20 protein-coding genes are annotated in these 22,073 nt (G+C 63.7%); 17 read left to right on the top strand and 3 right to left on the bottom strand.

Annotation, left to right across the window (positions count from 1 at the left end):
* Positions 1–3: 3 nt before the first annotated feature.
* From DTX69_RS26305 to DTX69_RS26275, 7 genes are all read left to right on the top strand, one after another.
* On the top strand, positions 4–924 hold the full coding sequence (locus tag DTX69_RS26305; RefSeq protein ID WP_119304566.1) for an ABC transporter permease: 921 nt from the start codon (positions 4–6) through the stop codon (positions 922–924).
* Positions 917–1,816, top strand: coding sequence for an ABC transporter permease (locus DTX69_RS26300; protein ID WP_284736083.1), 900 nt, complete (start codon positions 917–919; stop codon positions 1,814–1,816). The genes DTX69_RS26305 and DTX69_RS26300 overlap by 8 nt, the downstream gene beginning before the upstream one ends.
* Complete coding sequence (locus DTX69_RS26295) at positions 1,791–2,804, top strand: ABC transporter ATP-binding protein (protein ID WP_119304608.1); 1,014 nt, start codon at positions 1,791–1,793, stop codon at positions 2,802–2,804. The genes DTX69_RS26300 and DTX69_RS26295 overlap by 26 nt, the downstream gene beginning before the upstream one ends.
* A 6-nt stretch (positions 2,805–2,810) precedes the next feature.
* The gene (locus DTX69_RS26290; RefSeq protein WP_119304565.1) at positions 2,811–3,785 is read left to right on the top strand and encodes an ABC transporter ATP-binding protein; all 975 of its coding nucleotides are present in this window, start codon (positions 2,811–2,813) and stop codon (positions 3,783–3,785) included.
* 12 nt (positions 3,786–3,797) lie between these two features.
* Positions 3,798–5,618 carry a S9 family peptidase gene (locus DTX69_RS26285; RefSeq protein ID WP_119304564.1) on the top strand — a complete coding sequence of 607 codons (1,821 nt, stop codon included), beginning with the start codon at positions 3,798–3,800 and terminating at the stop codon, positions 5,616–5,618.
* Entirely contained in the window at positions 5,611–7,434 is a 1,824-nt protein-coding gene (locus DTX69_RS26280; RefSeq protein ID WP_162917576.1) for a S9 family peptidase, read from the top strand. The genes DTX69_RS26285 and DTX69_RS26280 overlap by 8 nt, the downstream gene beginning before the upstream one ends.
* A 174-nt stretch (positions 7,435–7,608) precedes the next feature.
* Complete coding sequence (locus DTX69_RS26275; protein WP_119304562.1) at positions 7,609–8,604, top strand: NAD-dependent epimerase/dehydratase family protein; 996 nt, start codon at positions 7,609–7,611, stop codon at positions 8,602–8,604.
* 30 nt (positions 8,605–8,634) lie between these two features.
* Here DTX69_RS26275 and DTX69_RS26270 read toward each other — a convergent pair whose 3' ends face one another.
* Positions 8,635–9,309, bottom strand: coding sequence for a Fe2+-dependent dioxygenase (locus DTX69_RS26270; protein WP_119304561.1), 675 nt, complete (start codon positions 9,307–9,309; stop codon positions 8,635–8,637).
* A gap of 73 nt (positions 9,310–9,382) precedes the next feature.
* Complete coding sequence (locus tag DTX69_RS26265) at positions 9,383–10,618, bottom strand: aminotransferase class V-fold PLP-dependent enzyme (protein ID WP_119304560.1); 1,236 nt, start codon at positions 10,616–10,618, stop codon at positions 9,383–9,385.
* 314 nt (positions 10,619–10,932) lie between these two features.
* Between DTX69_RS26265 and DTX69_RS26260 the strand changes: the two genes are divergently transcribed.
* From DTX69_RS26260 to DTX69_RS26225, 8 genes are all read left to right on the top strand, one after another.
* Positions 10,933–12,033, top strand: coding sequence for an ABC transporter substrate-binding protein (locus DTX69_RS26260; RefSeq protein ID WP_119304559.1), 1,101 nt, complete (start codon positions 10,933–10,935; stop codon positions 12,031–12,033).
* A 93-nt stretch (positions 12,034–12,126) separates the two neighbouring features.
* Positions 12,127–12,993: an ABC transporter permease gene (locus DTX69_RS26255; RefSeq protein ID WP_119304558.1), complete on the top strand. Its 867-nt coding sequence runs from the start codon at positions 12,127–12,129 to the stop codon at positions 12,991–12,993.
* The gene (locus tag DTX69_RS26250; RefSeq protein WP_119304557.1) at positions 12,990–13,769 is read left to right on the top strand and encodes an ABC transporter permease; all 780 of its coding nucleotides are present in this window, start codon (positions 12,990–12,992) and stop codon (positions 13,767–13,769) included. Before DTX69_RS26255 ends, DTX69_RS26250 begins: the two co-directional genes overlap by 4 nt.
* Positions 13,766–14,833: an ABC transporter ATP-binding protein gene (locus DTX69_RS26245; RefSeq protein ID WP_119304556.1), complete on the top strand. Its 1,068-nt coding sequence runs from the start codon at positions 13,766–13,768 to the stop codon at positions 14,831–14,833. The genes DTX69_RS26250 and DTX69_RS26245 overlap by 4 nt, the downstream gene beginning before the upstream one ends.
* Entirely contained in the window at positions 14,830–15,417 is a 588-nt protein-coding gene (locus DTX69_RS26240) for a cysteine hydrolase family protein (RefSeq protein ID WP_284736082.1), read from the top strand. The genes DTX69_RS26245 and DTX69_RS26240 overlap by 4 nt, the downstream gene beginning before the upstream one ends.
* Entirely contained in the window at positions 15,414–17,669 is a 2,256-nt protein-coding gene (locus tag DTX69_RS26235; protein ID WP_119304554.1) for an MGH1-like glycoside hydrolase domain-containing protein, read from the top strand. Before DTX69_RS26240 ends, DTX69_RS26235 begins: the two co-directional genes overlap by 4 nt.
* Positions 17,670–17,681: 12 nt before the next feature.
* The gene (locus DTX69_RS26230) at positions 17,682–18,608 is read left to right on the top strand and encodes a ribokinase (RefSeq protein ID WP_119304553.1); all 927 of its coding nucleotides are present in this window, start codon (positions 17,682–17,684) and stop codon (positions 18,606–18,608) included.
* 172 nt (positions 18,609–18,780) lie between these two features.
* Positions 18,781–19,137 (top strand): hypothetical protein, encoded by a 357-nt coding sequence (locus tag DTX69_RS26225; protein ID WP_119304552.1) that lies wholly within the window; start codon positions 18,781–18,783, stop codon positions 19,135–19,137.
* Between the two features lie 75 nt (positions 19,138–19,212).
* Here DTX69_RS26225 and DTX69_RS26220 read toward each other — a convergent pair whose 3' ends face one another.
* The gene (locus DTX69_RS26220) at positions 19,213–19,566 is read right to left on the bottom strand and encodes a hypothetical protein (protein WP_119304551.1); all 354 of its coding nucleotides are present in this window, start codon (positions 19,564–19,566) and stop codon (positions 19,213–19,215) included.
* Positions 19,567–19,693: 127 nt separating this feature from the next.
* On the opposite strand from DTX69_RS26220, the gene DTX69_RS26215 reads away from it, so the two are divergent.
* On the top strand, positions 19,694–20,377 hold the full coding sequence (locus DTX69_RS26215) for a ribbon-helix-helix domain-containing protein (RefSeq protein WP_119304550.1): 684 nt from the start codon (positions 19,694–19,696) through the stop codon (positions 20,375–20,377).
* Between the two features lie 542 nt (positions 20,378–20,919).
* Positions 20,920–22,073, top strand: a 1,154-nt coding sequence (locus DTX69_RS26210; RefSeq protein ID WP_284736081.1) for a hypothetical protein, incomplete at its 3' end; no start/stop codon positions are given.

The following is a 22,073-nucleotide window of genomic DNA, read 5'->3' as shown; positions in this document are numbered from 1 at the left end:
CAGATGCTCGCATTTTCCATCAGGCGCATCATTGGCGCGATCCCGACCTTGTTCGTGTTGATCGCGATTTCGTTTTTTGTCATGCGGCTGGCGCCGGGCGGTCCGTTCTCCGCCAACCGCAAGCTGACCGAAGCCATCATCGCCAATCTCAACAAGGCCTATCACCTGGACGAGCCGGTCTGGATGCAGTTCGGCCGCTATCTGTGGGGCCTGCTTCACTTCGATTTCGGGCCATCGATGAAGTATCGCGACTTCTCCGTCACGGAGCTCATCGTGCACGGCTTCCCCGTTTCCCTTGAGGTCGGTTTCTGGGCCATGATCCTGGCGACCGTGGTGGGCATCGCGCTCGGCATTGCCGGCGCGCTGCGGCGGAACGGCGCGACGGACTTCTCGGCCGGCGCCATCGCCATGATCGGCATCGCCATTCCGACCTTCGTCATCGGTCCCTTGCTCCAGATATTCTTCGGACTCAAGCTCGGCTGGCTTCCGGTCGCCGGATGGGACGGCTCACTCAATGCCAAGATCCTGCCCATCGTCGTACTGGCGCTGCCCAACATTGCCTACATCTCGCGCCTGACGCGCGGCAGCATGATCGAGACATTGCGCACGAATTACGTGCGCACCGCGCGTGCGAAGGGTATCGGCGCACGCCGCGTGATCTGGAAGCAGGCGTTGACGGGCGCGATGCTGCCGGTCGTCGCCTATCTGGGGCCGGCGACCGCCATCACGGTGACCGGCTCCGTGATCGTGGAGCAGATCTTCGGCATTCCCGGCATCGGCCGCTACTTTGTCGAGGGTGCCGCCAATCGCGACTATCCCTTGGTCATGGGTGTCACGATCCTCTATGGCGGAATCGTGATTCTGGCCAACATCGTCACCGACGTGGCGCGCGGCATCATCGACCCGAAGGTGAGCTATGAGTGAGCTGCTTGCCGGCACTGCGCAGCCGCTGGAAACGGTGGCGAGCATGGGGGTAAGCCCGTTCCGGGCCTCCTGGCGCCGGTTCAGCCGCAACAAGCTTGCTGTCGGCAGTATGATCATCCTGACGCTGATTACACTGCTGTGCCTCGCGGGGCCGCTCTTCTATCCGTTTGATCCGGAAGACGCCGATTTCGACAACATCGCCGCGCCGATCGACTTGTTCTCGCTGCATCCCTTCGGCACGGACGAATTCGGACGTGATCTGCTGGCGCGCGTGCTGACGGGCGGGCAGGTTTCGCTGGCCGTCGGGTTCGTCGGCGCACTGGCGGCGGTATTCATCGGCGTGGTCTATGGCGCAACGGCCGGCTATATCGGCGGCCGCCTGGACAATTTCCTGATGCGTACGGTCGACGTGCTCTACGGCATTCCCTATTTCTTCCTGGTCGTGCTGATCAACCTGCTGGTAGGGCGGACCATCATGGGTCTGTTCGTTTCGATCGTGGTCGTGCTCTGGTTGACTCCGGCGGTGATTGCGCGCGGGCAGGCCCTATCGCTCCGCCACCGCGAGTTCGTGGACGCCGCGCGGGCCGGCGGCATGACGGAATGGCAGATCATCCGGCAGCATATCGTGCCGAATTCGCTCAACGTCGTGATCGTCTATTCGAGCCTGTTGGTGCTGGAGGTCATCATCACGGAATCCTTCCTGAGCTTCCTCGGCCTCGGCATCCAGCCGCCGGCCAGTTCCTGGGGCTCCTTGATCGATACCGGCGCGCGCGCGATCGAGACCGATCTGCGCCTGCTGCTGCTGCCGGGTGGCTTCCTGGCCGCGACCTTGTTCTGTCTCAACTTCATAGCCGATGGGCTGCGCGATGCCTTCGACCCGAACGAGCGCTGAAACGGCGGCGCGGCAGGCGGCGGCGCCGATCCTCTCGGCGCGCGAGCTCTGCGTCGACTTCAAGCTGGAGCAGGGTTGGGTGCGCGCGGTCGACGGCGTCAGCTTCGACGTGCGGCGCGGCGAGGTGCTGGGCATCGTCGGCGAATCCGGCTCGGGCAAGAGCCAGATCCTGATGGCGGCGATGGGCCTAACGGCGGCGAACGGCCGCTGCTCGGGCAGTGTGACGTTTGAGGGGGAGGAGGTTCTGAACGCAACACCGGACCGGCTGGACAGGATCCGCGGCTCATCCATGTCGATGATATTCCAGGACCCGATGACCTCGCTCAATCCCTACATGCGCGTCGTCGACCAGTTGACGGAGGTGCTGGTCGCACATCAAGGGAAGAGCCGGGCGGAAGCGGTGAATATCGCGGTCGAGATGCTGGAGCGTGTGCGGATCCCCGACGCGCGGCGGCGCATTTCGCTCTATCCGCACGAATTCTCCGGCGGCATGCGCCAGCGTGTGATGATCGCGATGGCGCTGCTGTGCCGGCCGGCGCTGCTGTTCGCCGACGAGCCGACCACCGCGCTGGACGTCACGGTGCAGGCGCAGATCCTTGATCTGTTAAATGGCCTGGTTCATGAGTTGAATGCGGCGGTGGTGATCGTGACCCACGATCTGGGCGTCATCGCGCGGCTGTGCGATCGGGTAATCGTGCTCTATGGCGGGCGGATCATGGAGGAGGCGGCGATCGGGGACTTGTTCACGACGCCGCATCATCCCTATACGCAAGGCCTGCTGGCGGCGACACCGCGCCTCGACGACGACACCGCACATGACCTCCGCACCATTCCGGGCACGCCGCGTGCCTTGGCGGGGCAAATCAGCGGCTGCCCCTTCGCGCCGCGCTGCGAGCGGCGCATGGAGCGCTGCACGGTCGAGACGCCGACCTTGCGTCGCACGACGAATGGCAAGCGCGCGGCCGCGTGCCATCTGGTCACGGCGTAGTCGGAAATGCCGGAAGCCCTGCTCAGTGTCCGCGACCTCAAGGTCCATTTCCCGATCGGGAAGGGGTTGCTGGCCGGCGCCAAGGGCGCGGTGAAGGCGGTTGATGGGGTCTCTTTCGATCTGCAGCCCGGGGAGACCCTCGGCATCGTCGGCGAATCCGGTTGCGGCAAGTCGACCCTCGGCCGCGCCATCCTGCGGCTGACCAAGCCGACCGCCGGTACAGTCGTGTGGCTGGGCCAGGATTTCTTCGGCCTCGACAAGGCTGGCCTGCGCAAGGCGCGGCGCGAGCTGCAGATCATTTTCCAGGACCCGTTGGCATCGCTCGATCCGCGCATGACGGTGGGGGAGATCATCGCGCGTCCGCTCAAGACCTTTCACCCCGAACTGAAGAAGGCCGAGGTCGAGGCGCGCGTGCGCGAGGCAATGGCGCAGGTTGGCTTGGCGCCGGAGATGATGCGCCGCTATCCGCATGAATTCTCCGGCGGCCAGTGCCAGCGCATCGGCATCGCTCGCGCCATGATCCTCCGGCCCAAGCTGATCGTGTGCGATGAGCCGGTCTCCGCGCTCGACGTCTCGATCCAGGCGCAGATTATCAATCTGCTGCGCAAGCTGCAGCGCGAGCTTGGCCTGTCGCTGCTGTTCATCTCGCACAACCTGTCAGTCGTGCGACACATCAGCCATCGGGTGATGGTACTCTATCTCGGCAAGATCATGGAAATCGCCGAGCGCGATGCGTTCTATGCCAATCCCATGCACCCCTATTCGAGAGCGCTGATTTCCGCCATCCCGCTGCCAGACCCTAAAGCCGAGCGCGCGCGCGAACGCGTCATGCTGCAGGGCGATCTGCCGTCGCCGCTCAATCCGCCGGCCGGCTGCCGGTTCTGCACACGTTGCCCGATGGCGACCGATCTGTGCCATAGTAGCGAGCCCGCTTTGGCGCCGCGCGCCGACGGGCGTCTCGTCGCCTGCCATTTCGTTTGAAGCCATACTCCGATGACCGACTTCGATACCCTTGAGCCGTTCCTGGACCGGCTATTCCGCGTCAGTGAGCCCTGGGGCGCACGCCTGTCGCCGGATGGGCGTTATCTTGCCTGGATCGCCGGCAATCTCGGCGACGCGACGCAGCTCTGGCGCGCGCCCGCCGACGGCAGCGCGCCGCCGCAAAGGTGGATTGCCAATGATCGCGATTGTGACTGGTTCTTCTGGGCACCGGGCTCCGCCTCCGTCATCCTCGGCCAGTCGCGTGATGGCGACGAGCGCGTAGGGCTCAGCCAGATCGCGCTCGATGGCACGACGCGCGCGCTGACCGAGGAGCGGCCGGACTTCTACATTCAGGGCGGCCAGATCGATCCCTCGGGCCGATTTCTCGTCTATGCGGCGAACCGCGACCCGGCGACGGGCCGGGAGATCGAGACCAATGTCATTTACCGCCACGAGATCGCGACCGGCGAACGCGTCGCGTTGGCGCGGCTTCAGCGGGCGGCCTATGTGACGCCACGGCTGTCGCCGGAGGGCAAGCAGGTTCTCTATTATCGCAAGGACCGCGATCCAGCCGGCGAGCAGCTCTGGCTGGTCGGCATGGACGGGTCGAGAGACCGCGAGATCCTGAACGAAGGCGACAAGCGCAAGGTGGAAGGTCTGTGGGCTCCCGACAGTCGGCAGATCGTAGTGACGGCGGAAGCGGAGGCTCACCAGCGGGTCGGCGTGCTGGATAGCGCGACCGATCAGGTGCAGTGGCTGATCGACGATCCTGCCTTGATGATTTCCGGCGCGCATTGGCCGAAGCGATCCGACAGAATCGTCGTGACGGAGACAAGGGGCGCACGCGACCTGGCCTATCTGGTCGATCCCGCCAGTGGGCAGCGCACGCTGTTCCCCGGGTTGGAGGGCGCCTTCCTGCCGGTCGGACCGGCGGCGGACGGCGCGTGGATCGGCTATCACTACGATGCGCGCCATCCGACGCGCCTGGTGCGCCAAAGCGGCGACGCGACAGTTTCGCTTTCGGACATTCCGGATCGGCGCATAGCGGCAGCGGAACTGGCGGCGGCAGAAGACTTCCGCTGGCAATCGGGCGATGGCGTCGAAATCCAGGGCTGGCTCTGTCGACCGAAAGGCACGGTCCGCGGCGCCATTATTCTGGTGCATGGTGGCCCGACCGCGCATTCGGAGGACGCCTTCGATCCGGAACTTCAGTATCTGGTCGCGGCCGGATTCGCCGTCTTGCAGCCGAACTATCGCGGCTCGACCGGCTTCGGCTTGCTGTTCCAGGAGTCCATCAAGCAGGAAGGGTGGGGCGGCCGTGAGCAGGACGATATCGCCTGCGGTGCCAAAGCGCTGATCGCGCGCGGTGTTGCGGCGGCCGGCCGCATCGGAGTCACCGGCACCTCTTATGGCGGCTATTCCTCCTGGTGCCAGATCACGCGCACACCGCCGGACATCATCAAGGCCGCCGCGCCGATCTGCGGCATGACCGACCTGGTGGTGGATTACGAGACCACGCGGCCCGACTTGCGTCCCTATTCCGAAGAGATGATAGGCGGGTCGCCTGCGCAGGTGCTGGAGCGCTATCGCGAGCGCTCACCGATCCATTTCGTCGAGCGCATCCGCGGTCGCCTCATGATCGTGCAGGGTCTGAACGATCCCAACGTCACGCCGCAGAACGTTACCGACGTGCGGCGGCGACTGGATGCAGCCGGCATCCCTTACGAACTGCTGCTGTTCGAGGATGAGGGCCACGGCATTTCCAAGCCGGAGAACCGCAAGCATCTGTGCCGCCGTCTGGCGCGCTTTTTTGCCGACGCGTTCGATGCCTGATATCGGGCAATTGGCGCATGACTGGGCGCGCGATCCGATCTTTTGGGAGCCGAAGCTCTCGAAGGACGGCCGCCATGCTGGCTGGACCTGGACCGGCCCGACCGAGGCCGGCAGCGTCTGGCTGGCGCCCACCGATGGATCAGCGGCACCGCGGCGCGTGACGGACGAACCCGACCACACGTACGTCCGGTCCTTCTCGCCGGACGGCAGGCGCCTGCTGCTGGCGCAATCGGAAGGTTCGTCAGAGCATGATCATCTCTTCCTGCTCGATCTGGGGAGTGGCGCCAAGCAGCCGGTGACACTGCAGCAGAACGATCACTACGTGTTCGGCGGGCGTTTCACCCGCGACGGCAGGAGAATCCTCTACACAGCGAGCTGGGATGATCGCCTGGGACAGGCGATCGAAGGCCAGTGCATCTATCTCCACGACCTTGCCGCGGGCGAACGGCGGATCGTGAGCTCGTCCGAGAGCCTCAGCCAACGACCGGCGGAATTCTGCGAGGACGACCGGCTCGTGCTCTATCACCGGCACGAGCGCCATCCGAGCGGCAGCCAGATCTGGCTCCTGGATCTCCACACTGGGGAGGATCGCGAAATCCTCAACGTCGGGGATGCACGCAAGGCGCAGGGCTCCTGGATCGATCGGAGCCGGATCCTGGTCTGGGCGGAGACCGACAGCCACGATCGCGTCGGCATCCTGACGCTGCCCGGTCTCGAGCTGCATTGGCTGATCGACGATCCAAGCCGATCGGTCGACAATGCTATTGCGGGCGTTGATGGCAAGAGCGCCGCTGTCATCGAGTTCCGGCAGGGCGTGCTGCACGCGACATCGTTGGATGTGGCGAGCGGCGAGGAACGACGGATCGAAGCGCAGGGCCACAGCTTGCTCCCAATCGAACAGCTCCCGTCCGGTTCATGGCTGTGCGAACGCTATTCCTCGCGCGCGCCGCACGAGCTCGTGCGCTTCGACCCTGCGACGGGTGCGTTGAACGAGGTTTCGCGAACGTCGGCGCATTTCGCGGGCACCAGCATGCGCCGCACGCCCGCTCGGCCCCATCGCTGGCGTTCGACCGATGGACTGGAAATCGCCGGCTGGCTCTACGAGCCGGACGGGCCAAGCAAGGGTCTGATCGCGTACGTCCACGGCGGACCGACTTGGCATAGCGAGGATTGGATCAACAACACAATCCAGTTCCTGGTCGCGGTCGGCTTTACCGTGCTCGATCCGAATTATCGAGGCTCGACCGGCTATGGCCGTGCATTCCGCGAAGCGATCAAGGAAGACGGCTGGGGCGGGCGGGAGCAGGACGACATCTGCACCGGCCTGGAGAGCCTGATCGCGGCGGGCAAGGGCAAGCGCGGGCGCATCGGCATCATCGGCTTGTCCTACGGCGGCTACTCCTCCTGGTGCCAGATCACCAAATCGTCCGACCTGGTGAACGCCGCCGTGCCGATCTGCGGCATGTATCAACTGGCGATCGATTACAACGAGACCGGCATGCCGCATGGCCGCGCCTACAGCGAGGAGATGATGGGTGGCACGCCATCCGCGCAACCGGAGCGCTATTTCAACGCCTCGCCCGCGAACTTCATTGACCACATCAAGGGGCGGCTGATGATCGTGCACGGCCTCAAGGATTCGAACGTCTCGCCCGCGAACACGCACGCCGCCATTCGCGATCTCGATCGCGGCGGGATTCGCTACACGCTGCTGACCTTCGACAACGAAGGCCACGGGATCTATCGCTCGAGCAACCGCGAGATTTTATTCAGGCGTGTCGCCGCATTTTTCGAGGAGGCCTTCGCCGGTCGTTAGACTAGGGCGTGGACTCAATAACGCAGAGCCATGGCCGCATCGACGCGAGCTGGATAAATCCTCATTGAGAATTCCACCCCAAACTACGAAATCTGATACGGTAACTATCAAATTCCGGCCCGCTCCCTCGGGCTCGATCCAATATCATCGCTTCGGCGGCGGGGTAGGGGCTTCATGCGGCTGTTGATTCTAGGCGGCACCCAGTTTCTTGGCCGCGCCATTGCTGCCCATGCCTGCGTTGCCGGCCATGATGTGACCTGCGCCGCACGGGGGCTCGCGGGTCCGATTGCATCTGGCGCCCGGTTCGTGCGCGTTGATCGCGACGCTTCGAATGGGCTTGAGCCGCTTGCGGGCCAGAAGTTCGACGCTGTCGTGGACGTATCACGTCATCCCGGCCAGGTGCGCGGGGCAGTCGTCGCACTCAAACGGCAGACCGGGCATTGGACATTCATCTCAACAATAAGTGTCTATGCGGACAATCACACGCCCGGGCAGCGGTCGGACACAGCGCCATTGCTGGCACCCACCGCACCGGAGATCAAGCATAGTACTGAAGAAACTTATGGTGCTGCCAAGGTCGCGTGCGAACAGGCTGTGGGTGAGAGCGCCCTTATTTGCAGGGCAGGTCTTATTGTCGGACCGGAGGATCCGACGGGGCGGTTCACCTATTGGCCAGCCCGGCTTGCAAGGGGAGGCGAAGTGCTTGCGCCTGGAACGCCGAATGATCCCGTTCAGTTCATAGATGTGCGCGACCTCGCCCAATGGATCGTTGATGCTGCGCAGACCCGCCTTACTGGTATCTATGATGGAATCGGGCCAACGCTCACCCGCGGCCAATTGCTGGCCGAGTGCGCGGCAGCGCTGGGCTCGTCCTGCACGTTTACTTGGGTCAATCGTGCATTCCTCGAGGAGCACAACGTGAAATCTTGGGCCGGCCCGCGTTCCCTCCCATTGTGGCTGCCGTTGCCGGACTACGCTGGTTTCGCTACTCGCGACGCGACCCCGGCGCGAAACGCCGGACTCAAACTGCGGGCGCTTTCGGAGACCACGCTTGATATTCTTGGCTGGTTACGCGCCAGCAACGGTCCAGTTGCTGGACTGACCATCGAAGAAGAGAGGGAAGTGCTTGCCGCATGGCATGCGAGGCGCCGAGATCCGGGCGACCAATGACGGCATAACAACCTCTATGAGCAGGCCTAGCTAGGTCTCCGCCCACATGCGCAGCAGGTTGGTGTAGGCGTGGTGGACGAGATCCGTCTCCTCCGCATCGGGCATGGCGTCGTTCATCTTGTCCTTCACCTGCGCGAGGTGCGCCAGGATTTCGCGCTGACTTTCGTCGCGCACATAGGATTGCGCCCAGGTCACCGCCACCAGCCGTTCGCCGCGCGTGACTGCGGCGACCTCGTGCAGGCTGGAGGAGGGGTAGGCCACCGCAGAACCGCTTGGCAGCTTTACTTCCTGGACGCCGAACGCGCTGTGGATGACGAGCTCGCCGCCGTCATATTCGTCGATGTCGCTGATGAAGACGGTGACGGAAACGTCGGACCGTTCGCGCCCCATCTTGGGGCCCATCAGCGCATTGTCGACGTGCTTGCCATACGCCATGCCCTCGCGATAGCGGCTGATGAGCGGTGGGCGGACGCGCTTCGGCAAGGCAGCGCGCTGGAATTCCTTGCTGCGCATGAGCGCGCCGACGACGATCTCGTGCAGCGGCTTCCGCTCTTCCGCCTTCTGAGAGACCTGTTCGTTGTTCTTGACGCGCCGCGCCCGGCCGCCGGCCGTCTCGAGGCCCGGGACGAAGGGCAGAAGGGCTGCCTCGGCGCGGAGCTTCTTGATTTCGTCCGCCGTCAGGACGTCCGGTATGCAAACAATCATATCAAGCCTCGATACAAACTTCCCGCGATGTTTGTGCCGCGAAGCGGACGCCTATTCAAGGGGCACTGGACGCTCAGCGTGCGAGGATTTGCCGCGCCGCCACCAGCGCATCCGCCAGCCGGTCTATATCGGCCGCATCATTGTGAACACCAAAGGAGGCGCGAATGGTGCCAGGCAGCCCGAGATGATCCATCAACGGCTGCGCGCAGTGATGGCCCGTGCGTACGCAGACCCCGCGCTCGCCCAGCAGCGAGCCCACATCGTGCGGATGCACGCCATCCAGCGTGAAGGACACGATCCCGATCCGCTCCTGTGGCGCGCCGATAAGGCGGATGCCGGGTATGTCCTGCAACCGCTCCAAGGCGTAGCCCGTCAGAGCCTTGTCATGCGCTTCAACCCGATCCCACCCCACGGCTTCGATAAAGTCGATCGCTGTCGCCAGGCCCACCGCAGGGCCAATGGGCGGCGTGCCCGCTTCGAAACGCTGCGGCGGGTCGGCGAACTCGGTATGTGCGAAGCTGACGGTGCGGATCATGTCGCCGCCGCCCTGCCACGGCGGCATGGAGGCCAGCAGCTCCGGCTTGCCATAGAGCACACCAATGCCGTCGGGGCCGTACAGTTTGTGCCCGGTGAAGACCAGGAAGTCGCAATCCCAATCGATGGCGTCGATCCCGCCGTGCGGGGCGGCCTGCGCGGCGTCGACCATCACGGCTGCTCCGACGCGATGTGCGCCGGCGACCACATCCTTGATCGGCGTGCGGGTGCCAAGCGCATTGCTGGCCGCCGTGACGGCGACCAGCTTCGGCCCCTGCGCCAGCTGGCGATCCATGGCCTCCAGATCGAGATTGCCGGCGCCATCGATCGGCGCGACCAGCAGTTCGAGCCCGAGCCGGTCGCGCAGCAGCTGCCAGGGCACGATATTGGCGTGGTGCTCCAGCATTGTGACCAGAATCCGATCGCCTTGCTTCAGCCGCGGTCCACCGAAGGAATGGGCAATGAGATTGATGGCCTCGGTGGCATTCTGCGTGAAGACGATGCTCTCCGAAGATGGCGCCTTGAGGAACCTGGCAACGCGCGTGCGGGCGCTTTCATAGACTTCCGTCGCTGCCTCGCTCAGCGGATAGACCGCGCGATGGATGTTGGCGTAGCTGGTCTCGTAGAACTGCCGCATCCGATCCAGCACAACCTTGGGCTTCTGTGCGCTGGCGGCGCTGTCGAGATAGGCGATGTCGCGCGCCATCAGGAGCGGAAAGGCAGTGCGCGGGACCAAAGGTCCGGACAGTTGGCTCGATCTGCTTCGCTCGACCATGCTGACTAGCAATCCAAAGGTCCGGGAATAGCGGAGCTTCCTGACCGACAAGTCAAGAGTCGAAGAAAGAGGAAGCCTGACGCAGACTTGACTTGCGGTGGCGGGCGCGGCGGACTTCTCTCACCACGACAGCGGCGTTGATCCGAACCGCGGGAGCGTTGACTCTGCCCGCGGGTGGTGCAGAATGGCTAGATCGTTCGTATACGAACGATCCTCCGGCTGGTGGGCCCGTTCGGTCGCGCTGGGGATGGCGCTGGCAGTGTCTGGGAGCAATCAATCGGCCCGCCAAAGGGCCGTTACATGGAGGGAGCCTGATGTCTAAGTCGAATTCACGGATCACCCGCCGGCGCTTTGTCGCCGGGGCCGGTGCCATCGGTCTTGGAGCGGCCGCGGGTGTGATCGGAGCGCCGCGCATCCTGAGCGCGGCGGGCAAGATCACGGTGCTGAACTGGCAGGGCTATGGCACGGATGAGGCATGGGCGGTCGAGGCCTTCAAGAAAGCGACCGGCGTCGAGGTGGTGCACGACTACTTCAACTCCGAACCGGAGATGATCACCAAGCTGCGCACCAATCCGGGCGCCTATGACGTCGTCCTGACCAACTCCGCCTGGAACGGCATCGCCTCAGGCGAAGGGTTGATCCAGGCGGTCGACACCGCGCAGATCTCGCATTTCGACGACCTCAATCCGTCGCTGCGCGATTCCGCGCTGCTCAGCAAGGACGGCAAGGTCTATGGCGTGTCCTGGGTGTGGGGCATGACGGCGATTGCCTACAACACGGAAAAGGTGAAGCCCGCGCCGGAGTCGGTCGAGGTGCTGTGGGACCCGAAGTTCGCTAAGCGTGTCTCGGTGCGCGACGATGCGATCGAGGCGGTGTCCTACGGCGCAATCGCGACCGGCCAGGACATGAACCACCCGAAAGACCTGGACAAGGTGAAGGCGAAGCTGCTGGGCCTGAAGCCGCAGATTGCGACCCTGTGGTCGTCGGAGGACGAGTGGAACAAGTTGTTCCAATCCGGCACGTTCGACGTCTCCGTCTATTGGAGCGGCTCGGCCGCAAGGTCCAAGACCAACTTCAAGCTGCCCGTCGGCTACATGGTGCCGAAGGAAGGCGGCATCGGTTGGTTCGACGGACTCGCCGTTGCGGCGAACGCGCCCAACATCGAGGGCGCGCACAAGTTCATCAATTACATGGTCGACCCGACCTTCTACGTAGAGTGGGCAACTACGGTCGGCGCGCCGGCCTCCGCCAATACGAAGGCGAACGAGCAATTGCCGGCGGACGATGTGGGGCGGCAGATCCACAGTGACCAGGCGGCGATCAAGCGCTTGCAATTCATGGCGCCACTCAGCGACGACGAACGCCAGACCTACTCCGACCTGTGGACCGAGGTGAAGACGGAGTTCGCAAAGTAGCGCGCGTCTTTCAGGCGACGCGACAATGCGCCACCGGTGCCTGGACCACCGGTGGCGCCTTCCTTGCGTGAATTGAGTTGATGGGAACAGGGGATGGCCGTCGCCGACCAACGGAATAGGGGAACGATCCTGGCTTTGACCGGGCCGGCTTATCTGTGGCTGACGGTAACCATCTTCCTGCCGCTGTCGGCGATGCTCTATTGCAGCTTCCTCGACAAATCGCCGCTGGTGCCGCAGCCGGCCAGCCTCACTCTGAAGCATTACGCAGCCTTCATCGAGAGGCCGGTCTATCAGCAACTCATGCTCTGGTCGCTCGAGCTGGGCGCGGTCGTGACGATCTGCTGTCTGATCATCGGCTATCCGGCAGCGCTCGCCCTGGCCAAGGTGATCAAGGGGCGTTGGCGCGAGGCGATGTTCCTGATGGTCGTGCTGCCGTTCTGGAGCAACGCATTGGTGCGCACCTTCTCCTGGACGATGGTGCTGCGGCCCGGCGGTCTGGCTGATCAGGCGATCCATGTGGTCGCCCCCGACGCGCCAGCGCTGAATTTGCTCTATTCCTATCCCGCGGTCGTCGTCGGCCTGGTTCACTCCTATCTGCCGTACATGATCCTCACCTGCTACATCTCGCTGCAGGCGATCGATGATTCCGTGATCGAAGCGGCGCGCAGCCTGGGTGCGCGCTCCGGTGCCCTGTTCCGCCGCGTGGTGTTTCCGATGAGCCTGCCCGGCGTGCTGGCGGGCTCCGCATTGATCTTCGTGCCGGCCGTCGGCTCCTTTATGGAACCGCGCATCCTGGGTGGCGCGAAGGGTGCCACCCTTGGCATGGCGGTCGAGGAGCAATTCACGGTCACCGCCAACTGGCCGTTCGGCGCGGCGTTGTCCTTCCTGATGCTCGGCGCGGTGCTGCTGATCTGCCTGGCGCTCTATCCGGCGGCCCGCAAGCGCATGGAGGGGCTATGAAGCTCGGCTCCACGCTTCTGACCGCGCATCTCTGGCTGGTGCTCGCGTTCCTCTACGTGCCGATCGTGGTGATGGCCGTGCTCGGCTTCAATGCCTCGCCGCTCTATGCGCTGCCGTTCGAGTTCGACCCGGTGTGGTACCGCGCGCTCACCAGCAACACCAAGCTGATCGATGCTGGCATCCACAGCGTCGGCATCGCCATCGTGAACACCATCATTGCGACGACGCTCGGCACCATGGCGGCGCTCGCCTTCGCGCGCTACAGCTTCCGCGGTAAGACGATCATGCAGCTGCTGCTGTTCCCGCCAATTGCCATCCCTTGGCTCGTGATTGGCACGGCCATGCTGGTGTTCTTCTTCTGGATCGACATCAAGCGCGGCCTGTTCGCGATCCTGCTGGGTCACGTCGCTTTGTCCTTGCCCTATGTAATCGTCGTGGTCGGCGCGCGCCTTGCGACCTTCCCGCACGCGGTCGAGGAAGCAGCGGCGACATTGGGTGCCACCCCGTGGCAAACCTTCCGGCGCGTGACGGCGCCGCTGCTGGCGCCGGGCGTGATCGGCGGAGGCCTGTTCGCCTTCGCGGTCTCGTTCGACCAGTTCGTCATCTCCTATTTCTTGGCGCCGGCGGGGGTCACCACCTTGCCGGTGGAAATCTATGGCGCCATTCGCAAGGGCTTCACGCCGGAGATCAATGCCATCTCCACCATCATTATCGTGGTCTCGATGGGCGTGCTGCTGTTGACCGCGCGTTTCTATCGCTTCGGTGGAGAACGATGAGCACGGTTACTGTCACTGACGCGGTCAAGAAGTACGACGCGGTCGCTGCCTTGGATAGCGTCACCATGACATTCCGCGAGGGCGAACTCTTCGGCCTTCTGGGGCCAAGCGGCAGCGGCAAGACGACCTTGTTGCGTGCCATTGCCGGCTTCGTGTCGTTGGACCGCGGGCAGGTCCTCATCGACGGGCAGAATGTCGGCGGCGTGCCGGTCCATGCCCGCAACATCGGCATGATGTTCCAGAACTACGCGCTCTTTCCCCACATGTCGGTGGCGGAGAATGTCGCTTTCGGCCTGGAAGTGCGCGGCCGGCCGCGCGAGGAGGTCGCGCGGCGCGTCAACGAAGCGCTCGCCATGGTGCGCCTCGGCGGCTTGGAGCAGCGCAAGCCGAAGCAGCTGTCGGGCGGGCAGCAGCAGCGCGTGGCGCTGGCGCGCGCGCTGGTCACACGGCCCAAAGTGCTGCTGCTCGACGAGCCGCTGGGTGCGCTCGACAAACATCTGCGCCAGGAGATGCAGGTGGAGCTGCGCCGCATCCAGCGCCAGGTCGGCATCACCACGATTTTCGTGACGCATGACCAAGAAGAGGCGCTGACCCTGTCCGACCGCATCGCGATCTTCAATTTCGGCCGCATCATCCAGGAAGGCGCGCCGATGGAGGTCTATGAGCGTCCAGTGACGAAATTCGCCGCCGGCTTCCTCGGCGAAGCGAATTTCCTGCAAGGCCGCGTGACGGCGATCGAGCCGAATGGCCTGGCGCGCGTCGCCTTGGACCTCGGCGGCGAGGCATTGTGCCGGTTGATCGGCGGGCAGGCGGGTCAAACGGTCTTGCTGGCGCTGCGGCCGGAGAAGATCAAGTTGAGCACGGACTCTCAGGCAGGCACTAACGCCGTGCGCGGCAAGGTGCTGGACGTCGTCTTCTCCGGCAACAGCACGACCTATCGGGTCAGAGTCGGCAACCAAGTCATCACGTTGTTCCGGCAGAATCTGGCCCAAGGAACAGTCGCGCCAGGCTCCGAGGTCGTGTTGTCCTGGTCCCCTGATCACCTCGTACAGGTCACGCCGTGAATCGACTGTTCGGCCCAATCCCTCCCTCGGCATTGCACATTGTCGTCGATATGCAGGAGCTGTTCCGGTCCCATCCGGAATGGGGCACGCAATCGCTGACGGGTATTATTCCGCCGACCCAGCGCTTGCTGACGGCGCGGCCGGATAGCGCTTATTTCAGCCGCTTCATTCCTGCGCAGAGCGCGGCACAAGCCAACGGCACCTGGCAACGCTTCTATCGACGCTGGTCTAGCGTGACCTTGGATCGGCTCGAACCGGCCCAGATCGAGATTGTGCAGGAACTGCGCCCATGGGCGAGGCGGGTGGCCGACAAGCAGGTCTATTCGGCCTGGGCGTGCGCGGAGCTAAGAGACGCTGCCATTGCGGCGCAGACCGTGATCCTCACCGGTGCCGAAACCGACGTTTGCGTGCTGTCGACTGCTATGGATGCGCTGCAGGCTGGTTTGCGAGTGATCCTGGCCACTGATGCGCTGACCAGTTCATCGCAAGCGTGCCATATGAAGGCGCTCGAGATCCTGTATCAGCGCCTGGACGAGCAGGTCGAAGCGGCGACCGTCGATCAGATTCTGGCAGCCTGGCAATGACCGATATTCTGACAAAATTGCAGCAATCCGGCCGCGGCTGGAACAGCTGGGTCAGCGAATGGCCGGCGCAGGCCAGTCATCTGCCGCGCGGCCTTACACTCGCGCCTGTTGCCTATGCAGCCAGCAAGAACGCCTTCACCGACTTCCCGGCGCAGAGCGGAGGCGTGCGCTACGGACCGCGCTCGGTGCGCGGCGAGCAGATGGCCCTGCGCTTATCGCAGACGGGCACGACTTTCGATCTGCACTATGATCGGCCCGAGCAGGATACCCTGCGCGCGGCCTGGTCCACCGTCAAACTGGGCGAGTGGGGTCTGCGCTTCTGGCTGTGCTGGTGCTTACGTTGGCAGCCTGATCCGAATGAGCCGCCCATCGACTGGACCTACGATGAGACGACCGGTGATCTCCTCGCGTCTCACCCGCGACATGGTACCGTCGCGCTGGTGGCACAAGCGCCGGCGCTGATGGCAACCTTCCATGCCGATATGGCGGCATTGCGCGCGGAGTTCGAACAGCAGGGCTATTTCCATCTCGCATCCAGGGGGACGCGCGGCAGCTTTCCTTGCCTGCGCTACAATTTCGAAGAGACGCCGCGTTTGTCCGTCGCCATCGCCTTCGGGACAACGCAGAAAGAGGCGTCGGATAGAGCTCGTCGCGCCCTTGCTACAGAAACCGTCACACTGCCCAAGCTGCAAACCGGGCGCGGCGGTCATGCGCTCGACGCAGTGCGCGATGTCGTCGGCTGGAATTCGGTGTGGGACGCCATCAACACGCGGCCTTACACATCGCTATCGCGCGCCTGGGTAGCGCAGAAATTCGGCGGCTTCGGGCTTTGGCTGGACGACATCTTTTATCATGCCTGGATGGCAGCCTTGTTCGACCGCGACATCGCGGTCGAGAACCTGGAAGCCTTGCTCAGCAACGCGCAACCAGCGGGCAACCTGCCATGCCTGATGACCGGGCGCGATTCCTGGGTCGACCGATCGCAGCCGCCGATCGGCAGCCTCGCGACCTGGATGATCGCCGCGCATAGCGGTGACTCGTTCATTGTCGATCTCGCTTATTCGAAGCTGCTAGCCAATCATGATTGGTGGTTCAGCCATCGCGACGGCAACGGCGATGGCCTGATGGGGTGGGGTACTTCGCCGGGCGTCGGCGACGGGCTCTATCGCGGCACCAAGCTTGGCGCGCGCAATGAATCGAGCATGGACAATTCGCCGATCCACGACGAGACCGATCTGGATCGTGCCAGCGGCAATCTGACCGCCGCCGATGTCGGATTGAATTCTTTGCTGGTGCTGGATGCGGAAATTCTGAGCCGATGGGCGGAGGAACGCGGCGACACGGCGGCCGCCCAGCGCTTGCGCCAGCGCGGCGAAGCATTGGCGGTCCGGGTGCGTGACCGGCTGTGGGATGATGAGCGCAAGGTGTTCGCCAATCGTTTGTGGGACGGGCGCTTCGTGCGCTCGATCGCGCCGACCAGCTTCTATCCGCTGCTGGCCGGCGTTGCGACACCGGAGCAGACGCAGCATCTGCTCAACTGGCTGGACAATCCGCGCAAGTTCGGTGGCTTCTGGCGCCTGCCGTCGGTGACGCGCGACGATCCGGCTTATCGTGACAACGTCTATTGGCGCGGCCGAATCTGGCCGCCGCTCAATCTGCTCACGTATCTCGGCCTACGGCGCGCCGGACAGGATGAAGCCGCGGGTCGGCTCGCGGCGGACAGCTATCGGCTGTTCGAGCAGGCGTGGCGCAAGGGTCAGTGCCCGGAGAATTTCAACGCTGAAAGCGGCCTTGCCGACGATCAGCCGGACACCGATCTGTTCTATGGCTGGGGCGGCCTGATGCCGCTGATTGCAACGCTGGAAGTCTCGCGCCTGACGCCCTGGGCGGGCTGGGAGATCGACCTCAAGACCGGCAAGTGGAGCCTTGGTCCATTGCGCGTCGCGGGGCACGAAATCGTGGTGAAAGCAGCTGACGGCTGGGTCTTGTTGCTTCGTGACGACGTCGAGATCGCCGCGACCGATATGCGGGGCACCTGGTCGCGGCTGGCGATCGCGGAGGACGCATTGTCGTGCCGCACAACTGGCGGTGGCCGGGTGCGCATTCCGCGCGCCTCAATCGACCGGTTGCTCGAAGCCCGTTATGATGGTCAACTCTTGCAGTGCGAGGTTGCTTCGGCGGGCCGCTTCATTGAATGCGCGGTGCCGGCCAAGCAGGGCGGCGGCGATCTCGTCTTGCGCTGGCGGAACTGAGAGGAGCGCTCCGTGATCGTCGTCTTCGGCTCGCTCAATGTCGACCTGACCGTGCCTGTCACGACCCTGCCGAAGCCGGGCGAGACTGTGCTTGGCCCCGGCTACCAGATGGTGCCGGGCGGCAAGGGTGCGAACCAGGCGCTGGCAGCGGCGCGCGCTGGTGCCAAGGTGGCGATGGTCGGCCGAGTGGGCCGTGACGGCTTTGCAGATGTGGCGCTGTCGGAGTTGCGCGCCGGCGGGGTCGACATCACCCATGTCGAGCGCGATGAGCACCCAACCGGCTGCGCCTTCATCTGTGTGGATTCCAGCGGCCAGAACCAGATCGTGCTGGCAACCGGCGCGAATGCGACGGCGCTGGAGCGCCAAGTGCCCGATGAATGGCTGACGCCCGAGACCGTCATTCTGATGCAGATGGAAGTCTGGCCGGCGCAGAACTGGGCGCTGGTGGCACGCGCATCCGCCCGTGGTGCACGGATCCTGCTCAACGCCGCGCCGGCCGGCCCGATCCCTGGCATCGCTCTCGCCGCACTCGACTGGCTCATCGTGAACGAGACGGAGGCGGTGGCAGTGGCCGCGGGCCTCGGCCTCGGCCGGCTGGAGGCGCGCGCGGCTGCCGCTGCGATTGCGGGGGCGGCGGACATCACCTGCATCGTCACCCTGGGCGGCGAGGGGGTCCTGGCGTTCGAGCCGAAACTGTCCTGGCAGGTTGGGGCGATGGATATTTCACCGATCGACACGACCGCAGCCGGCGATGCGTTCGTGGGCGCCTTTGCGGCCGCGCTCGTCTCCGGGGCGGAACTGCCCGAGGCGCTGCACCGGGCCTCCGTCGCGGGCGGTTTGTCCTGCCTGACCCGCGGCGCGCAGACCAGCCTGCCGCAAAAATCTGCCATCGAGGCGAAACTTTCCGAAATTGCGCGGCCGCGGCAGCTGGAATATTAGGAACGCATTTGATCGGCATATTGTTTTAGGATCAACGCGATCGGGAGGATCGCGATATTCGGTTGAGCCGCAGACCCCAGTGTGTGGCATAAGATTGCGATTAGCTCAAATCTGAACTAAATTGTATTGGGGATAGAGAGGGCAATCACGGATGACCATAGATCCGAGGGACATGATTGTGGACGACGGGACCGAACTGCCGATGCCTGACGGGACGCAGGCCGGGGCAGATCTTGACTTTGGAGCGGTCGAAGGCAGCGGGTTGAACAGCTCGCTGGACCAGACCGTGACCTTGACCCTGGGCGAATTGCTCCCGGATTCGAATGGCGAGATCGTGATCGTGAACGCCGGGGACGATCCGCAGCTGCAGATCGTGACCGAGCTGAAGCTGCTCGAGTCCGGTGTTGCGAATGATCATCTGACCGAAAGCGGGCTGCAGGTCGGCGGCTTCAATTACTGGGTGTTCGAGGACGGCACCAAGCTGTTCTATGCGCCGGGTATGTCGGTCGAGCTGCAGCACCACGGCTGACGCCACCCTCACTCGGAAGGGCGAAGGGCCGCTCTCGAGGCGGCCCTTGTTGATTCAGCGCTTGTGCTCGGTTCCTCAGGGCAGCACTTCCTCGTCGCCCTCGTCATCCTCGGGCGCAAGAACTTCAGTCAGCGAACTAAGAGAGCTGCGCAGGCGCTTGCGCCGCACCAGCTTTTCCTGGGCGGCGGATGGGAAATCGGTCAGAACGACAATCCGCTTGCTGATGAGGATATCGATCAAATCCTCATAAACCCGGATCATTTCCAGGTCGGACTGGAGCATGTTGGAGTGCTCGCCGCGCACACCCTCGTATCCGGCAAAATCCGCAATTTCCGGATGGCCCGCCGCGAGGTATTCGCTCGCTTCGTCGCTTCGCTCGCGATAGAGGGCGACGATACGCCCAGTCGCGTCGCGCTTCACGAATGGCATGGCCCACTTTCCCCGTCTAAGATCGAGGCCTCGGTTGCGATTGGGGATAGCTCACACCGCATGATTAGCATAGAATGACACTTCCTCAAGGAAAAACATCGACTAGACGACGTTCTTAGCATCAAGCATGAGCGCTGCGGATACCGCGATCTCCTCACAAACTGGCGCCCGGAGCCCCGCCGAGGGCGGGCCTGCGCGCGCGCCACAACTCAAGATCATCCACCGCATCGTCCAGCATCGTGGGCGACGCTATTCGCTCAAGCTCGGCGCGGACATCTGGGAAATCCTGGAGCGTTCCGCGCAGCGCCGTGGGAAGCGGCTCAATCGCTTGATTGGCGAGATTGCGGAGACCTGCCCGCCGGGCGCCAATCTGTCTGCGACGCTGCGCTCCTATTGCGTCGATGAACTGAAGCTCCAGGTCCACGATCTCGAGCAGAAGTTGCGCGAGCTTTCGATGAGTACGCAGGGGATCTCCGCTGCATCGGTGGCTGATGCGTGCCCTGCGCCATGCTTCCTGCTCAACGCACAGAACCTGGTGCTGAAGACCAACGCAGCCGCGCAGAAATGGCTTTCGATTGACGAAGCCTCGCTCCGCGACAAGCCGATCGACCGCTACATGCAGATCAAGGTGCCGGTGCCGCTGCCGCAGATCCTCGATCAGTACGCGCACGGCCGGTCGAACGTATTCCCGGCGCGCGTCATCTGCCTGCGGCCCGGTCGGCTGATCATGGCCAAGGGCAGCATCTGCCCCGCGGTCGTGCGGTCGGAAAACGACCTGCTCTATTTTCTCATGATCGACGCGGCTGCCTAGCCTTCGTGCTCTAGCCCCTAGGTCGATTCTGTCCGGGCGATTCTGCGCGAATCTTCGGCTGAGCTGATCGTCAGCTGCCGAAAAAAGTAGGAATCGACATTTGCACCATACCGCCGTGTGAGTCAGCAGTCCTGCATTCATCTGGCGTTCATCTGCATTTTCGATAATTGCCCCTCGAAAGATACCATTTCTTAATTTTTTCGGCACCGGCGATGGGGATCGCTAAGGCGCTGAAATTCCAGAGGAATGGAAATGGAACGTGGGGAGGTCTCGACCGCCTAGGTCGCGATCTCGGCGTTGGGGCAGGGCAAGGGAGGAAATGCGGGTTCCGGTGGCGCAGAAGCGGGCTATCCGCGTCTGGGCGCCGGGCATTTGGGTCAAATGTCATCCGCATTTTTTCCTGCCCACGCATCCTCCGCACAACGTTCTTGGGGACTTCGGACGGTCTGAACGGCCGGCCAAATACCGTCGGGTACGGCGCTCGACGGCACACATGAGAGGGCTATCACATGGCGACCGATTCCACGCATCTGCCTGGCGAGATGAGCGTCGAGACCGACTCCGACATGGCCGCGAGCGGCTCGGATTTCGGCAGTGTGCAACTGGCGGCCGCGACCGATGCGCCCATCCCCGTGAATATTCCGCGGGGCCAGCAGATCGTGGTGATTCCGGTCAAGCCGGGCCAGACGATCGAACTGCCGACCGACTCTCCGGACGGCCTGCTCGCGAAGCTCGGCGCCGACGGCAACCTCGCCATCGTGATCGATGGCCGCACGATCATTCTGCAAGGCTATGTGGCCGCGAACGAGAAATCGCCGATCACGATCGTGACCAATGACGGCGATGTGGTGGACATCGTCGAAGTCCTCGCCGGCACCTTGCCCGATCTCGACATCCAGACCGCCGCCGGCCCCGCCGCAGCGGGCGCACAAGGCGCGGCCGGTGGTGATGGCGAGGGCAGCGGTATCTTCGTGCCGTTCGCAGCGGGGCCTCTGCTGGGCGGTCTCGATGCGGTCGGCGTGCTCGATCCCACGCTGCTGCAGTACAAGCTGATCGATGATGAGCGGGTCGAGTTTGTGAGAGAGGAGGAAGAAGAGACTCCTCCCAACCCGCCGACGATTGATTTCTTCCCGAACGATCCGCTCGTGAAGGATGGCAAAGCGGTTGTGTCCGACGAAGGTCTCCCTGGCGGAAACAAGGACAGTTCTCCAGCCGGCGACGATACCGACGACGCCGTTGCGTCCGGAACGTTCGTCGTGTCGGATCCCGATGTCGGCGACACGCTGACTGTGACGCTGCTGACCGATGGCTTGCCGACCACCTTCAACGGCCAGCCAGTGACCTGGATTCTGAGTCCTGACGGTCACACGCTGACCGGCCAGACGGCCGGCTCCGATGCAATCGTAATCAAGATCTCGACCGTAGATGGATTCCTGTACAACTACTCTGTTGAGCTCAAAAAGCCGTTCAACCACTCGGATCCATTGTCCGAGGACGAGTTCAACTTCAGTCTTGGTGTGAAGGTAACGGATTCCACTGGCCTGTCCGACACGGCGCATCTGGCGATTCAGATCGAGGACGACATCCCTGAGAACAATGAGGCGACGATCTCGAAGACGGTGTTCGAGGACGGTCTTGCGACGGGTCTGTCGACGGGGATCGGTGGCGGGGCGACGACGGCGGTGTTCACGGCTGC

It is taken from the genome of Dongia deserti, assembly GCF_003574735.1.
GTDB lineage: Bacteria > Pseudomonadota > Alphaproteobacteria > Dongiales > Dongiaceae > Dongia_A > Dongia_A deserti.
The sequence above is the reverse complement of the archived record's forward strand: the minus strand, read 5'-3'. Positions and strand labels throughout refer to the sequence as shown.